At 38.4% G+C, this 15,030-nt stretch carries 16 protein-coding genes; 3 read left to right on the top strand and 13 right to left on the bottom strand.

What is annotated here, in order from left to right; translation table 11 throughout:
- Positions 1–4: 4 nt before the first annotated feature.
- From JR334_10105 to JR334_10075, 7 genes are all read right to left on the bottom strand, one after another.
- A complete protein-coding gene (locus tag JR334_10105) occupies positions 5–1,633 on the bottom strand; it encodes an FAD-binding protein (GenBank protein QRN85290.1) in 1,629 nt (542 codons plus the stop codon).
- Between the two features lie 24 nt (positions 1,634–1,657).
- Positions 1,658–1,876 carry a 4Fe-4S binding protein gene (locus JR334_10100; protein QRN85289.1) on the bottom strand — a complete coding sequence of 73 codons (219 nt, stop codon included), beginning with the start codon at positions 1,874–1,876 and terminating at the stop codon, positions 1,658–1,660.
- 48 nt (positions 1,877–1,924) lie between these two features.
- Positions 1,925–2,179: a twin-arginine translocase TatA/TatE family subunit gene (locus JR334_10095; protein QRN85288.1), complete on the bottom strand. Its 255-nt coding sequence runs from the start codon at positions 2,177–2,179 to the stop codon at positions 1,925–1,927.
- Between the two features lie 2 nt (positions 2,180–2,181).
- Positions 2,182–2,925: a twin-arginine translocase subunit TatC gene (gene tatC / locus JR334_10090; protein QRN85287.1), complete on the bottom strand. Its 744-nt coding sequence runs from the start codon at positions 2,923–2,925 to the stop codon at positions 2,182–2,184.
- A 1-nt stretch (position 2,926) separates the two neighbouring features.
- Positions 2,927–3,091, bottom strand: coding sequence for a twin-arginine translocase TatA/TatE family subunit (locus JR334_10085; GenBank protein QRN85286.1), 165 nt, complete (start codon positions 3,089–3,091; stop codon positions 2,927–2,929).
- A 433-nt stretch (positions 3,092–3,524) separates the two neighbouring features.
- Positions 3,525–4,136: a hypothetical protein gene (locus JR334_10080; GenBank protein ID QRN85285.1), complete on the bottom strand. Its 612-nt coding sequence runs from the start codon at positions 4,134–4,136 to the stop codon at positions 3,525–3,527.
- Positions 4,137–4,228: 92 nt separating this feature from the next.
- Complete coding sequence (locus JR334_10075; protein ID QRN85284.1) at positions 4,229–4,396, bottom strand: twin-arginine translocase TatA/TatE family subunit; 168 nt, start codon at positions 4,394–4,396, stop codon at positions 4,229–4,231.
- A 447-nt stretch (positions 4,397–4,843) separates the two neighbouring features.
- Between JR334_10075 and JR334_10070 the strand changes: the two genes are divergently transcribed.
- Together JR334_10070 and JR334_10065 are read left to right on the top strand one after the other, a co-directional pair.
- The gene (locus tag JR334_10070; GenBank protein ID QRN85283.1) at positions 4,844–5,515 is read left to right on the top strand and encodes a response regulator transcription factor; all 672 of its coding nucleotides are present in this window, start codon (positions 4,844–4,846) and stop codon (positions 5,513–5,515) included.
- Positions 5,512–7,002, top strand: coding sequence for a HAMP domain-containing protein (locus JR334_10065; protein ID QRN85282.1), 1,491 nt, complete (start codon positions 5,512–5,514; stop codon positions 7,000–7,002). The genes JR334_10070 and JR334_10065 overlap by 4 nt, the downstream gene beginning before the upstream one ends.
- 174 nt (positions 7,003–7,176) lie before the next feature.
- Here the strand turns inward: JR334_10065 and JR334_10060 are convergent, their stop codons facing one another.
- From JR334_10060 to JR334_10035, 6 genes are read right to left on the bottom strand one after another with little or no spacing between them, the layout of a single operon-like run.
- Positions 7,177–7,938, bottom strand: coding sequence for a CoA activase (locus JR334_10060; GenBank protein QRN85281.1), 762 nt, complete (start codon positions 7,936–7,938; stop codon positions 7,177–7,179).
- Between the two features lie 60 nt (positions 7,939–7,998).
- Complete coding sequence (gene ugpC / locus JR334_10055) at positions 7,999–9,114, bottom strand: sn-glycerol-3-phosphate ABC transporter ATP-binding protein UgpC (protein QRN85280.1); 1,116 nt, start codon at positions 9,112–9,114, stop codon at positions 7,999–8,001.
- Positions 9,095–10,336, bottom strand: a complete 1,242-nt coding sequence (locus JR334_10050) for a hypothetical protein (GenBank protein QRN85279.1) — start codon at positions 10,334–10,336, stop codon at positions 9,095–9,097. Before JR334_10050 ends, ugpC begins: the two co-directional genes overlap by 20 nt.
- A gap of 37 nt (positions 10,337–10,373) precedes the next feature.
- Positions 10,374–11,213 (bottom strand): carbohydrate ABC transporter permease, encoded by an 840-nt coding sequence (locus JR334_10045; protein QRN85278.1) that lies wholly within the window; start codon positions 11,211–11,213, stop codon positions 10,374–10,376.
- Between the two features lies 1 nt (position 11,214).
- The gene (locus JR334_10040) at positions 11,215–12,099 is read right to left on the bottom strand and encodes a sugar ABC transporter permease (GenBank protein QRN86915.1); all 885 of its coding nucleotides are present in this window, start codon (positions 12,097–12,099) and stop codon (positions 11,215–11,217) included.
- A 40-nt stretch (positions 12,100–12,139) separates the two neighbouring features.
- Positions 12,140–13,462: a sugar ABC transporter substrate-binding protein gene (locus JR334_10035; GenBank protein QRN85277.1), complete on the bottom strand. Its 1,323-nt coding sequence runs from the start codon at positions 13,460–13,462 to the stop codon at positions 12,140–12,142.
- Between the two features lie 409 nt (positions 13,463–13,871).
- Here JR334_10035 and JR334_10030 point away from each other — a divergent pair, with 409 nt between their 5' ends.
- The gene (locus JR334_10030; GenBank protein ID QRN85276.1) at positions 13,872–15,020 is read left to right on the top strand and encodes a 2-hydroxyacyl-CoA dehydratase; all 1,149 of its coding nucleotides are present in this window, start codon (positions 13,872–13,874) and stop codon (positions 15,018–15,020) included.
- Positions 15,021–15,030: the final 10 nt, after the last annotated feature.

The raw sequence follows: 15,030 nt of genomic DNA, 5'->3' as shown, positions 1-15,030 counted from the left end.
TTCATCATACTACAAGCTTTTCAAACTCTTTTATCATGAATTTTTCAAGCTGCATATTCCCATCATCGCCTTTTTGAATCACGACCCAGGCAAGCCAGTCATTGTCATTGCTTTCAGGATACTCTTCGCGGTAGTGATTACCTCTAGACTCGGTCCTAAATAGAGAGGCCCTCAATTTCATTTCGGCATTAAGCAACATATTCTTCACTTCATGTGCTTTTCGTAAATCATGCAGGTCCGAAGCCTTCAATTTAACGGAGAAATGGTCTCTGAAAAACTCAATATTCGTAAGCGCTGAATTCAGTCTCTTTTCTTCTTTAATATATAAGACATAATAGGGAATCAAAGTACCCTGAATCATATGCTCTACCCAACCAGGTGAATATCCATATTCATTGTTCAATGGTTCAAACATTTCATCAATTGCTTCCTCTACCATACTGTCTGAAACACTTACCTGGCTGCTAGCTTTTATGTATTCTGCGGCTACTTCACCGGCTAGTGCCCCTTGTGTTGCAGAACCAGATACTGAAAAACCACCAACCCCATTATATAGTGGTCCAACTAGCATAGATGACAAGCAATCTCCTGCAGCCAATAATCCCTTAATATTGGTCCTGCATTTGTTGTCTGCAGGGAATAAGCCTTCGGCTTTATGTACACCTAAGCCCGCAGAAGCTCCGCCGATCATCGTTCTCGGATTTCCACCACCGCCTCTTTCTTCTCCACCTTCAGATTCGCCAGGTGGTGGTCCAGCTTGCTCATCCCCACTTTCAGATTCTTCAGGTGGTGGCCCGTCTTGCTCTTCCCCACTTCCAGACTCTCTTGCTGGTGGTCCTCCTTGCTCATCGCTGCTTGAAGAAGTACTAACACCATTTTCATGAACATCGATACACTCATGAAGATCTAAGGCCTGTCCACCACCATCCATGGGTCCATCGGGAATTGCGGGTAAGCCTTGATTCCACATGCCTTCCCATTGTCCCCAACAAAAGGCCGGGTAACTGGTTAAGGTGCCATGCGTATCGACAAACTCTTTGCCAGATATCTTTGCACCAATCCGGTAGGCCATGGCATCACCATCAAAGGTTAGGGAACGAACTTGAAATCCATTCGGTTTAAAGCCACCGGCACCTGTACATAGAATTACAGATTTCGCTTTTATCACTACTGCTTCTCCGCTATCTATCTTAAATCCAATCGCACCGGCCACGGTTCCACTTTCTTCTAGCAATGAAGTAATCATGCATCTTTCCAGTAACTCTACACCTTTTTCCATAATCTTATCTCTAAATATAGAACCGAAACCGACACCGGTTGCATCCCACGATTCCAATTCATCATATATTTCTTTGGAGTAATCCATAAGCACATCCAAATAGGCTGGATTATTCAAATTCTCAGCATTCTCTGCCATAATTTTCTGCCAAGAATCTCGGTCTTGTGTTTCTTCATCAAACACAGCCATCGCACTGGCAAAGGGTGTTTGCCCTGATCTGCCTACGCTCCCCTTATCAACCAGTAAAACCTTGGCGCCATTTTCTTGTGCCCGCAACGATGCAAACACTGCTGCTATTCCTCCACCAACAACCAATACATCAGTGGAATATTCTGATTTTATATAATTAACCATACATTCCCTCCAATTCAGTAATCGTCAGCTCCAGGATAAAACGAGCTTGCCATTCTTCTCACCGGTTAACTCAAGTGCATCAAATTCACAATAGTAAACGCACAAGTTGCACAGTTGACAATCATCTGGATATTTCACAACACAAAGATTCGTCTCTTCATCTAATCTCAATACGTCACAGGGACACGCGAGTACGCATTCTCCACAACTGGTACATTTTCCATCAATAGTATTAATCGCCATATTAAATCTCCTTTGCAAAATTCATGAATAGCCACAAAGACAAAATTGTTATTTTTTAGTTACCGTCAAAGCATCATCGGAATCCAATACTTTTTTTGTTTTATCAACTATTTCTTGTTTGATATCTTTATCCGCTATTTTGACAAAATCTTCTTTCATTTTATTTACTTCACTGATTGTATTCTTAAGCTCTTTATAGGACCTACCAATTTTTTTTACAAAATTAGGCAAGTCTTCTGGTTTTACAGCCAGTAAAACTACAATACCGATCACAATAATTTCTATAAAACCTAGACCAAACATAGTTATTCTCCAAACTTAAATATTTTCGCTATCAAGATTGCTAGAAAAAATAGTATAACTAGCGGTAGTGCTAACCCTACCTGACTAATCACATCCGGCGGGGTAACAATGGCTGCCAGAGCAAAGATCACAATAATGATGTACCGGCTCATCTGTAACGCTGTCTTCCTCTTGATAACGTTAAATGCCATTAACAATACGAACACGATAGGTAATTGAAAGGCAACCATTGACCAAAACACAAAGTACAACACGTAGAAAAGATTGGTTTCATAGCTTAACAACAAACCCACATTGCTCGGAATAAAGCCACTGTTGGTCAAAAAATTGATTGATACTGGCAATATTTTAAAATAGGAAAGATACGTACTTAACAACATTAAGACAAAGCTGCATATCAGGGTAACCACAATATATCTCTTTTGCTTTGGCTCCAATGCCGGAAACACAAAAGCAATACTATTGTATATATGCACTGGCAGTGAAAACGTCAGTCCCATCAATAAGGATACTTTGATTTTTGTCGTCATGCCTTCAACAACCGAGTTAACAAACAATACGTTGTCACCTCCGCTTGGTATCGATGAGTAAAACTTAATGAATGCATCAACAATATAGTCATATACCACAAAGGCGAGAATTAGAAAGAGTACATACCCTACTAATGATATAAATAGTCTTTTTCTCAGTTCCCTTAGATGTTCAAATATATGCATATATTTGTCAGAACGCACTTCCGTTTTCATTTTACTTTTCTCCGTTACCATCAATTAGGTCTTTATCGTCATCCTTAAGCGCCTTGTCAAACTCTCTTCTTGCCTGGCCAATCGATCTTGCCAGTTTTGGAATTGATGATGCTCCAAATACCAATACCACTATTGCCAAAATTACGATTAGTTCTGTTGATCCCATTTTTTACCTCCCATTAAACATCAAATTATTGGTTCATAGCCCATTACACCATACTGGAGTCATATGCCTTCATTTAGGGAAATACCCTTTTTTTGTATGGCACCAATTCGGTTTAAAAAAATAATAATGGATTTATGTTACAGCCATATCACAAAGACGGCTGGGTCCAATTTATTAACAAATTAACAATTATACCTTCTGTCAATATGTTGTAATTTCATCACCGATTACAACATATTTGACTGCATCCCATGCTTGCCAGCAAATCAAATAGGTGTATTCCCTAGTCTAAGATACCTAGACATCGTTCAACATGTAAATATGGACTTGCCATCAAAGACCCCTGCCTATGTGAAAAAGTCTTACATAGGCAGGGGTCTTATGGGAAGTTTTTATAAATCAATTTGCTGCACATACGTTTGCTTTCAATAGGTTAATTACTCGGTCTTGCGCCACCTGGTTCTCTATCTGCTCCCATTTCGGGCCTAGCCATAGGGCTATCCATATCAATTAGATCTGCTTGTGCTTGCGTAATAATCCCCTCTTCAACAGCACCCTCTAACGGATTTACCATCTCATTTGTAGAAGATTCTGACATTTCTTGAGAGGGCATGTTTTCCCTGAAGTACTCATCCAAAGCTTCCGCTTCGTCCTGCGTTAAAACACCACTTTCAACATATTCAGCAAATTGTGACTCTTGCTGCTCTGGCCGGTCAGCATCAGCAGGTACATCTACTTTCTCAGCTGAAGCATCGTTTACTGGAGCATCGTTTACCGGAGAAGCTTTTTCCGTTTCCATTGCAGGTGCATCCGCTTTAGAAGAAGTTCTTTCCTTGTCCGCCGTAGGTGCATCCTCCTTTATAGGTACTTCTTCTGCATCAAGTAAGACCCCCTCTTCTGCTGCTAATTCCTCTTGGTCGACAACTGCTTCTTCCGCTGATTCTAAATCTTCTGCTGTTATTTCCGTCGCTCCCGTGCTACTACAACCTGCAAAAAAGACCAGTACGACAATGAAACATATTGGTAAAATCGCTTTCTTTTTCATATCATTATTCCTTTTCTTTTTTTAACAATCCTTTTCAGAGTTCCTATGCGTGACCAAATATTGTGGACGCTTTTCCGGTTAGGTCCACATTTTCATATGATGTCTTGATTCTTACTAGAGCATACTGTTTCTGCATCATTTAAAGCTTTGTCAATTTCCTTTTTTGCTTCACCGAATGACCTTGCTAGTTTCGGGATTGCTGATGCTCCAAATATCAGTATCCCCATTGCCAAAATTACGATTAATTCTGTAGAACCCATGTCCTCTCCCCCTTTGTAATTTGCTTTCTGCATTTTCAACAGTTCGATACATCGCTTGCCAATTGAAATTAATCCAGATCAAGTCAAGCAAGTACTCGTCATCTATGGTCCTATTCTAAATATTGTTTGTCACAATCTTATAACAATTACAAATTTCAAACTGAATTCTTACAGCCAACCCGTCTGCATTGCAAAAGTATTTCCAATCTGGTCTTCCGATTCCAAAATAAGAATCCTATGCGTGGTATACTATTTTAAGGATTGTTTGGATTCTAGCTGCAAATGAAAGAGAATGTCTAAAATTCAAACCTGGCTAGGGCTTGTGGGATTATTTGTTTGCCTATGTTTTCTTTGCCACAATATTTATGCGCAATCTTTCTTACATTATTGTAAAATAGTTGTAACAAAGCACGTGTAGAATCATCAACATAAGGATGGTGTGATTAAATGAAATATAAAATATTAGTCGCAGACGATGAAAAGCGAATGCGTATTTTGATATCTGACTTTTTGGTAGATGCGGGATACGAGATTATTGAGGCATGTGATGGTGCTGAAGCCATCGAAATTTTTATGGAAAACAAAGACATAAGCCTGGTGATCCTAGATGTAATGATGCCATATTATAATGGGTGGGAAATTTGTGAAGAAATTCGGCGTAGTAGCAAGATTCCAATCATCATGCTTACGGCCAAAGCGGCCGAAAAAGATGAATTACAAGGATTTAATAAGGGGGCCGATGAATACATCAAAAAACCATTCAGTCCATCCGTACTAGTCGCGAGAGTCAATGCCCTACTAGTTCGCACCTATAACAAGACTTCCGTAATAGAAAAAGGCACGCTAAGCATAGATTTAGATAAACACTCAGTCAAAAATGAAGATGTGCAAATTGAACTAAGTCTTACCGAATATAAGTTACTAGTCTATTTGTTAGAAAATGAAAATGTTGTTGTAGGTAGAGATACCCTATTAAACAATGTCTGGGGATACGACTATGAAGGTACTGACCGGACAGTTGATACCCATATCAATAGGCTTAGAGATAAATTGAATCAAGACGTTTCCTACATTAAGACGGTCCGAGGGTATGGTTATAAATTTGAGGTGCCAAAATGAACTCCATAAGAAAAAAATTATTCATATACATCGGTTCACTGGCCATCACCTTAGTGGGGCTAACAATCCTAGCCAATTCATTACTTTTAGAGCCATTCTATGTTTTTAACCAAAAAAAATGGTTAATCGAGGTTTATGATACAATCGACCAGATTAATAATGACGAATATGAGGACCATTCACTCGATTTTTTGTTAATCCAAAATGATCAACGGGTGGACATCATAATAAGAGATGCGGACAACAATTTAATTTATGGAGCGAGTGCCAATGCACCAAACCATATAGGAAACACGCCCACTCCCCGGTTGCCGGCTTTGGAACATCGTATCGGTAGCTATTCGCTACCTACTTCCTATGATGTATATTTGGAAGAACCCATCGATGAAAACACCACTTTTTTGGGGTTTAACGATACCACAATCAATGTTAAGCATCTGGCCTTAGTTGGCTCTTTGGAAAACGGGTATCTTGTTGAATTAAAGATTCCACTATCCATAATTGACACAAACATCAATCTTTACAACAAGTTTGCCCTCATAATTGGTAGCATAATCTTTGTTGTAGCCATGCTCATCGCTTATTTGATTTCCAATAACTTTACAAAGCCAATTATTCAAATGAATAATACAACCAAGAAATTGAGAAATTTGGATTTCAACAGCAAATGCAACGTTAAGACAAAAGATGAAATTGGACAATTAGCACAAAGCATCAACGAGCTATCCTCAGAGCTATCCTATAACATACAAAATTTAAATAATAAAAACAAAGAACTAAAAGTAGAAATAAGCGAAAAGAACCGGTTGGATGAGCGGCGTAAGGATTTACTAAATAGTGTGTCGCATGAATTAAAAACACCTCTAGCTCTCATGCAGGGATATGCAGAAGGATTAAAATTAAATGTATCGAAAAGCAAGGAGCAGTCCGATTTCTATTGCGATGTAATTATGGATGAAGCAAACAAGATGAACCAATTGGTTGAAAAACTGCTAAACATTAATCAAGTAGAATTCGGGGATACAAGATTGTATTTTTCGAAATTTGAAATCAACGATTTCATCGAAAGCATCTTGAAAAAATACATCAAGGTATTTGATGAAAACCAAATCAAATGGAGCATTCATAAATCTGATCCCGTAATCGTAACCGCCGATTTAATTATGTTGGAAAGTGTTTTTACCAATTATATTAACAATGCCATCAACTACGTAGATGACAATAAGGAAATCACAGTAAACATCAGCGCCACTAAAACAATGGCCAAGATTGAGGTATTCAACACTTCACCACCATTTGATGAGCATGACCTTACAAATATCTGGAACAGTTTTTACAAGGTAGATAAATCACGAACCCGCGAAAAGGGTGGTCATGGTTTGGGCTTATCCATCGTTAAGGTAATGCAGGAAGCGCATGGTAATAATTATGGCGTGAAAAACCAGGACAATGGCGTTTGCTTCTGGTTTGATGTAAAGACCGTATAACTAACTTTCTCCTCATACCCCAAGTCTGGGGCGTGAGGAGATTCTCTTTGCTTCCTTATTTCTTGATCCAAAAAGAGAACCCAAATGGGTTCTCTTTTATTAAAGCACCAAGATTAATTGGATTCGGGGAGCAGATTGATGCATGCCATCATCTTTTTTGGCACTACCTTTATCTTACCTTTTCAATTTTTCAGCCAGAAGGGAAGCTCCTAAGGCACCTGCATATCTGCCCATTTTTTGGGGCTCCACCGTATGATTAAGCTTTTTAGATAGTACCTCCGCAAAATACTCATTGTGGCTTAAACCGCCAGTAATAATAATGCGTTCAAGCAAGCCCAAGCGTTGGCAAAGACCCAGCACCTTAGAAGCTACAGAGTCCACTACACCTGCTGCAATATCTTCTTTTTTTCTTCCCTCTCCCATATAATTAATGATTTCTGATTCCGCAAAAACAGTACACAAGGAACTAATGGGGATAATCTCTCCCTGCTTTGCTAAATCAAAAAGCTCATCAATGGCAACATTCAGCCGATTCGCCATTATTTCAATAAATTTTCCTGTACCGGCAGAGCATTTATCGTTCATTAAAAAATCTGTTACCATGCCATTTTCAACATTGATGACTTTAGTATCTTGTCCTCCCACATCAATGATTGTGCAATCTTCCGATACCAGCTGAAATCCACCCTTACCGTGGCAGGTGATTTCCGTTACGACCTTGTCCGCATATTCAACCGAAATACGGCCATAGCCAGTGGCTATGGTTACAACATCTGCAGAATGAACATGAATATCCATCGTCTCCAAACGCTCCCGGATGGCTTTCGAAGTCTCCTTGCTATTCCAACCAGTCGGAATAGTGAAGTGTTCTTCTCTTTCTCCTCGCACAATAACTTTTGACGCTGTTGAACCGATATCAATACCTATATATTTCATCAAAACCCTCTCTAAACTTTAAAAACATATTCAAAACAACGTACAATATAACCTGAGATATTATCTAGGATAGTTGGTTTCTTCGGTTATTCTTTCTTTTGTCTCACCGTCAAAATAATGGATTTTAGCAAGGTTAAAAGAAAGATAGATCCTATCAAGAGTCTGTACCATGACATCCGGGTCTGTTCTTACAATTAAGTTAAACCCATCCGCTTTTAAGTAAATATAATTCTCCGAACCCATTTGTTCCACGACATCTACTTCAGCACTCAGGTAACTTTCTTCCCTGTTTTCACAAACTTCAATATGTTCAGGACGCACGCCACATACGATTTCCTTGTTTTTTGGATAATTCTTCAAAAAACTATGACTGCGCTCATCTACGCTAAACCTTCCACCAGCGAATTCAATTGCGATTTCATCCCCCTCTTTGACTACCACGCCTTTAATAAAATTAATCTGAGGAGAACCAATAAATCCTGCAACAAACATGTTTTGGGGTTGATTATATATTTCCCGTGGGGAGGCTACCTGCTGAATGACACCTTCATTCATGATTACAATTCGATCACCCATGGTCATCGCTTCTGTTTGGTCATGCGTTACGTAAATAAATGTAGTTTGCAACCTATTATGCAGTTTGCTTATTTCTGCTCTCATCTGTACTCTTAATTTCGCATCCAGATTAGACAATGGTTCATCCATTAGGAATACTTTAGGATCTCGAACGATTGCCCTACCTAAAGCAATTCGCTGTCTTTGACCACCAGAAAGCTGCTTGGGTTTTCTTTTCAATAATTCTTCAATTTCAAGTATTTTTGCTACTTCACATACCTTTTCTTCAATTATTTCTTTCGGCACCTTCCTTTGTTTCAGACCAAAAGAAATATTGTCATATACATTCATATGGGGGTAAAGGGCATAATTTTGAAAAACCATAGCGATATCTCTATCTTTCGGTTCAATATTATTTACCAACTTATTATCGATGTATATTTCTCCTGAGGTTGCCTCCTCAAGCCCAGCTATCATTCTTAGCGAGGTGGATTTACCACAACCAGAAGGACCAACTAGAATAATGAATTCCTTGTCCTTGATTTCCAAATTGAAATCCTTCACTGCAGCAAAGCTATTATCGAAGACCTTATTCAAATCCTTAAGAACTAAATTCGCCATAACACCCATCCCCTTTTTGCAGCATCTCCAAAGATTCACTATTCAGCTTACGGTAGCCACCATCAACATATATTTCTTGCTCACGAATGTCTAACCGGGAAATTATTTTCTCAATTTCTTCAAAAATTAGAGTATACTGCTTTGAATCTAGCTTTCCATCTTGACGTTTTCGAACAATATAGGTAAGCGATTCCTCAATTGCTGCCACTACTTCCTTACTCGTAAGATTATGCTCATGAATACACTCTAAACTGTCCTTATCGCCATGGCTAATTAGGTGATTAAAAAGAAGATTAATATTTCTACAAGTATTTATATCTTGCACAACACTATCCTTGGTATTTCTAAACAGTGCTTTGATATTTTCTTCCGCTGTTTCTTCTGGTATAAGACAACCCGAACTCATAACGAAATTATAATAATTTTTCATATCTCGGTTCAAACTGGCAACTTCTTCTACAATTTTCTCTTGATCCAACAGTTTCATGTTTATGGGACTGACATTCCCCATCAGTACAATGTCAGAAGGAACGATATGAGCCATATCACGAAAATCTACCACGCTATCTAGGCTTAAGCACTTGGCACCCGTATTGACTAGCTCCTTCGTGTGAGGCGTTGTATCACCGCACACATGTAAAAAGCCGGGTATCGAAATACATGAATAAATCTCCTTGATGTAATTCCCCGAAAATCTTTTATACATGGCTGGAGATAAGAGCACTGCCGTTGGTTCTGCTATCCAAAAGAAGTCCGCACCATTTTCCTGGCAGGCCTTGGCAATATCCATAATAAAACTTTTTGCGATATGAAGGAGCTCTTCTACATAGGCTGGCGATTTAATACAGCTCATGCAGACATTCTCCACGCCAAGCATCGTACCAACTAAGGTGAATGGACCAAAGCAACCTCCCCCTACATATAAATGAGGATTCCTTGCTTTTAGCTCTTTTAGTTCCTCTACTGTTTCTTCTATAAAGGCTTTCTTCTCAATATCATTGTTTTTTAGTTTCGAAATAACGTTTTCGTCATTGATTTGCCCCTCAACAATAAACTCAAGGTTATTTTCTTCCAACACCTCTGTTCTAAAGCCGAAGCACTTACACATCTCAATATCATTCCGGCACATAAACTTAATATCCGGTTCGAAAAAAGCTCCATGTTTTTCTGTGTCCAGTTGACCGCCGATTGGAGCTACTAATCTTCTGTCAAAACCACTCATATATTCTAAAAGACTGTGCAAAACAATCACCCCTTCATTATTTATCTATTCCTTTAAATACAATCCCTCTGGTAAAAAATCTTTGGCCAAAATAATATAAGGCAAGACAAGGAATGATCGTAAGAATTGCAGCCGCCATTGTCATTGGTAGTGAACTGGTCGTTTCATAGGTATTCCTCAAATAGTACAAGGCTATGGAAGCTGTCCTGTATTCTTCTTTTGTAATATAAATCAAGGGACCAAAAAAATCGTTCCATGTTGTCATAAATGTATAAATAGCAACAACGGCAAGCGCCGGCTTTGACATCGGTATGTATATTTTCCAAAATATCTTGAACGCATTACAACCATCAATTCTTGCCGCATTCGATAGCTCTGCCGGTATTGTTAGGAAGTACTGACGTAAAAGAAAAATGTAAAAGGCATTACCAAAAAAAGATGGGACCCATAAGGGCTTCATTGTCCCATACCAACCTATGAAGTTATATAAAATAAACTGGGGAAAGAAAATCACTTCGCCCGGAAGCATCATCGTGGCTAGAATAAGGACAAATAGTTGCTTTTTATATTTGAATTTTTGGGTTGCAAAGGCGTAGGCCACCAGTGTACAGGAAAACAAACTTCCAATCGTATTTGCGATGGACAGGATGAGTGAATTTCGCATGTACTTTAGAAACTCAAATTCTGTAATAACCCTCGTGTAATTGCTTAGGACTGGTTCATCTGGAATCCATTTTACTGGAAGCTTAAACACATCCACTGGATTTTTAACAGACGTTGAGAGCATCCAAAAAAATGGAAACAGCATCACAAAGCAGCCGGCAATCAACAAGATATATGTAATAATTTTGATTGTGTTTTTCTTAGTTACAACCATACTAGATTACACCCACATCTTCCTTGGACTCATAATAAACCCGGTTCTTAGAAACTTTTAACACGATTATCGATATGATAAATATGATTACAAATAGAATCCATGCCAGAGCACTGGCCATTCCCATCTTATGCCAGACAAAAGCATGATTATAAATATAGTAAGCATAAAACATCGAAGCATTGTTGGGTCCCCCTGCCGTCATAACGTAGGCTTGCGTAAAGGTTTGCAATGCAGCAATGATTCCTGTGAGAGTCGTAAAAAGCAAGATCGGACTCATAGACGGCAGGGTTATATGGATGAACCTACTCATCCATCCTGCCCCATCCATCTTTGCTACCTCATAAAGTTCCGTTGGGATACTCTGTAGGCCAGAAAGGTAAATGATAATGCCGCTGCCAATACTCCATACGCTCATGATGATTAGAGAAATCATTACCCATTTTTCATCATAAATCCACCTAGGTCCGTTAATACCAATCTTGTATAGTAGATTGTTGATTAAACCAAACTCAGGGTGAAATACCCAAGCCCATAAAAGGGCAGCAGCTGTGCTAGATACAGCAACCGGCAAATAGAATATGGTCCTGAATACATTGATAAACTTTACCCCTGCATTTAATAGCATTGCCACAAAGATAGAGAGTACGATTTGCAAGGGCACACTGAAAAAGGCATAACTCAGCGTTACCTTTAATGACTTGAAGAATAATTCATCATGGAAAATTTCGATATAGTTGTCGAGTCCAACCCAGCTAGGACTCGTTAAAATATCCCATCTGGTAAAACTAATGACCAATGACATGACAATCGGAATCAGTAAAACTAGAGTGAATCCTAATAACCAAGGGGACGCAAATCCCAAAAAAGTGAATGATTGCTTCATTGATTTTTTCAAATTTACGCCCCCTTCCAATATCTCTTATCTATTTAGTCGTTTCAGCTTCTTCAAGCATTCTTACCAATCCGTCATGGATTGCTTTAGACGTTGTTGCTGCATCTTGTTTGTTGTCGAGTAATAGCTGCATATTGGGTGTTACAACCTTGGTAATCGTTTCTTCCCAATTCGTTACCATTGCATCGTTGTGAACAGCATAATCCAAGCTAGTTACACGTAGCATATGGTTATCTGGAGCACCAGGAATATCAATTACTTCATCGCTAGAAGCAATATCCTTATTGATAACGGTAATCAAGCCGGAAGCAGCAAGCATTTTTTGTGCTTCATCGGATTGCATAAACTTGGCAAATTCCCAAGATAGATCATAGTTCTCTGTAGTTTTTGAAATAGCATAGCCAGCATAAAGTGCAGGGTTCTTTCTGTCCTGACCTTCTGGAACAGGAATATTTGCTAGACCCCAATCAAAATCTTCAATGTCTTTTCTAAATACCACAGCCCAAACACCACTAAAGTCCATGGCAATTTTCCCACTATCAAAGGAGCCACCCAAAATATCTTTATCTGAATTGGACGGTGCTACTTTGTACTTATGAATCAAGTCTTGCATCAATTGCAAACCTTCTATTGTCTCAGGAGAATCAAAGGTGACTTCTGTCGGCAAATTCATGTCGTCATACCAGCTAGCGCCATAGGAGAAAGTAAATACTTCTTCTAATGAATATCCATCATCAATAGAAACACCATACTGTATTGTTTTTCCGTTTTCATCTTGCTTCGTGAGTGCTGTAGCAGCAGCAACGAAATCATCCCAAGTCCAATCATCATTAGGATAAGCAATACCTGCATCATCAAACATACTCTTGTTGTAGAAAAGTAAAATTGTATCAGCACCGTTAATGGTTGCAATTTTCTGTCCATTGAACGTGAAGGCATCATACAGGTTGGTTCTATATTTTGAATCATCCAACAATTCAGGATTTTCATTGAATTTTTCCGTCAGGTCCATCAAGAGACCTTGGGAAGCCCATTTTGCAAAGTATTTTGGATGACCATATATAACATCTGGAGCACTCTTGCCTAAAAACATGGTGTCAATTCTTTGTGTATATTCTTCTGGAATATATTCCAAATTGACTTTTACGCCAGGGTTCTTTTCCTCGAAAAGTTTAATGATATCTTCATTAACTTTTTTTTCTTCCAATGAACCCCATGTAGAAAAGGTAATTTCACCACTAATTGCATTTGAGCCATCCTCCGCATTGGATGCCTCTGGCAGCTCTTCGCTTTGACAACCTACAAAGTTCAAAGAGCACATTAAAACCAACAGTATTAAGACCAATTTTTTCATTCTTTCTTTCCTCCACCTATCAAATTTATACCTTCTTATATTGCAAGACATACCGTATTGAATTGAGAAGCACCATCTTTTTTCACGATACCTCTCACCGTCAGCAATGCTATCATACAAATTTATCCCATTCAATCGCTTTAACAAAAAGCACTGGCAATATAAATTATTTCAATACTTACATCAAAATTAACGAATAAATTTATACAATATCCACTATTTCATGCTTTTTTTGATATAGTATTCTGCGCTTTATAAATGATACTTATGGATGATACTTTTACTAGCAGACGCGATTGCTTTTATAAAAACGCTATGTTACGATTTTTCTGTTATAATTATCGATTTTTATCTAATACTATATATAAATAGTAGAAATAATTGGAATCGTAATATAGGGGGAGTAGGAATGAGTCGGTTGGATGAAATTTTTCAAGAATTGATAGACAGGCAGAATGACGGATTTATCGAAGTCAAAAAGATTAAGGAACAAGGTAAAAATATAGTTGGTGTATATTGTTTATTCACACCTTGGGAATTAATTGCAGCAGCCAATGCTATACCAGTTTCTCTTTGCAGTAGTAGTGATAGCAATATTTTAGAAGCGGAAAAATGTTTGCCAAAAAATTTATGTCCTCTGATAAAATCAAGTTACGGCTTTGCCATAACAGACACTTGTCCCTATTTTGCTTTTTCTGATTTAATCGTTGGGGAAACGACTTGTGACGGTAAAAAGAAAATGTTTGAGTATATGAAAAAAATTAAACCAATGCAAGTCATGCAACTACCGCAGACTCTAGAACGAGAGCAGTCTTATGATTTATGGAAACAAGAAATGATCCTATTAAAGGAAAGACTAGAAGAGCTATTTGGATTAAAAATCACGGATGATATGCTCTCACAACAAATCGACCTACGGAACCGAGAAAGAAAGGCAAGGCAAGACTTCTATAGTCTATCTAAGTTGGTACCACCACCAATTTCCGGTGAAGAGGTTCAGTTGGTTATGAATAATTCACAATTTAGTTTTGATAAAGAAATTGTTATCGAGAGAATAAAGCACCTTACCGAAGAAGTGACTACCGCCTATGCAAACGGTGAAAGAAGGGTATCTGAGAGTAGAAAAAGAATCTTAATTACTGGTTGTCCCATGGGTGGTGCAGTAGAAAAGATTATTCGAATTATTGAAGAAAATGGTGGTGTAGTCGTTTGTTTTGAAAATTGCACAGGAATAAAGGATAACGAATTCCCCGTGGATGAAAACAAAAATCCGATCGATGCCATAACGGAAAAATATTTAAATGTTCCATGCTCTTGTATGAGTCCAAACGATAATCGGATACAATTCTTGGACCGTTTGCTTGATGAATATCATGTTGAAGGAGTCATTGATGTGGTATTGCAAGCCTGCCACACCTACAATGTAGAAACAACAAGGATTAAAGAATTTAGTAAAGAAGAAAAAGGTGTGCCCTATATGAGTGTTGAGACTGACTATTCAACCAATGACCTTGGTCAATTGAAAACTAGAATCAGCGCCTTTTTAGAGATGATATAGGATTATTCAA

The sequence above is a fragment of the Clostridia bacterium genome (assembly GCA_016887505.1).
Classification (GTDB): domain Bacteria; phylum Bacillota; class TC1; order TC1; family UBA5767; genus UBA5767.
The sequence above is the reverse complement of the archived record's forward strand: the minus strand, read 5'-3'. Positions and strand labels throughout refer to the sequence as shown.

Excerpts from the sequence above, each read along its gene's own strand:
- JR334_10105 (QRN85290.1), bottom strand. The coding sequence starts at position 1,633 with ATGGTTAATTATATAAAATCAGAATATTCCACTGATGTATTGGTTGTT.
- JR334_10100 (QRN85289.1), bottom strand. The coding sequence starts at position 1,876 with ATGGCGATTAATACTATTGATGGAAAATGTACCAGTTGTGGAGAATGC.
- JR334_10095 (QRN85288.1), bottom strand. The coding sequence starts at position 2,179 with ATGTTTGGTCTAGGTTTTATAGAAATTATTGTGATCGGTATTGTAGTT.
- tatC (QRN85287.1), bottom strand. The coding sequence starts at position 2,925 with ATGAAAACGGAAGTGCGTTCTGACAAATATATGCATATATTTGAACAT.
- JR334_10085 (QRN85286.1), bottom strand. The coding sequence starts at position 3,091 with ATGGGATCAACAGAACTAATCGTAATTTTGGCAATAGTGGTATTGGTA.
- JR334_10080 (QRN85285.1), bottom strand. The coding sequence starts at position 4,136 with ATGAAAAAGAAAGCGATTTTACCAATATGTTTCATTGTCGTACTGGTC.
- JR334_10075 (QRN85284.1), bottom strand. The coding sequence starts at position 4,396 with ATGGGTTCTACAGAATTAATCGTAATTTTGGCAATGGGGATACTGATA.
- JR334_10070 (QRN85283.1), top strand. The coding sequence starts at position 4,844 with ATGAAATATAAAATATTAGTCGCAGACGATGAAAAGCGAATGCGTATT.
- JR334_10065 (QRN85282.1), top strand. The coding sequence starts at position 5,512 with ATGAACTCCATAAGAAAAAAATTATTCATATACATCGGTTCACTGGCC.
- JR334_10060 (QRN85281.1), bottom strand. The coding sequence starts at position 7,938 with ATGAAATATATAGGTATTGATATCGGTTCAACAGCGTCAAAAGTTATT.
- ugpC (QRN85280.1), bottom strand. The coding sequence starts at position 9,114 with ATGGCGAATTTAGTTCTTAAGGATTTGAATAAGGTCTTCGATAATAGC.
- JR334_10050 (QRN85279.1), bottom strand. The coding sequence starts at position 10,336 with ATGAGTGGTTTTGACAGAAGATTAGTAGCTCCAATCGGCGGTCAACTG.
- JR334_10045 (QRN85278.1), bottom strand. The coding sequence starts at position 11,213 with ATGGTTGTAACTAAGAAAAACACAATCAAAATTATTACATATATCTTG.
- JR334_10040 (QRN86915.1), bottom strand. The coding sequence starts at position 12,099 with ATGAAGCAATCATTCACTTTTTTGGGATTTGCGTCCCCTTGGTTATTA.
- JR334_10035 (QRN85277.1), bottom strand. The coding sequence starts at position 13,462 with ATGAAAAAATTGGTCTTAATACTGTTGGTTTTAATGTGCTCTTTGAAC.
- JR334_10030 (QRN85276.1), top strand. The coding sequence starts at position 13,872 with ATGAGTCGGTTGGATGAAATTTTTCAAGAATTGATAGACAGGCAGAAT.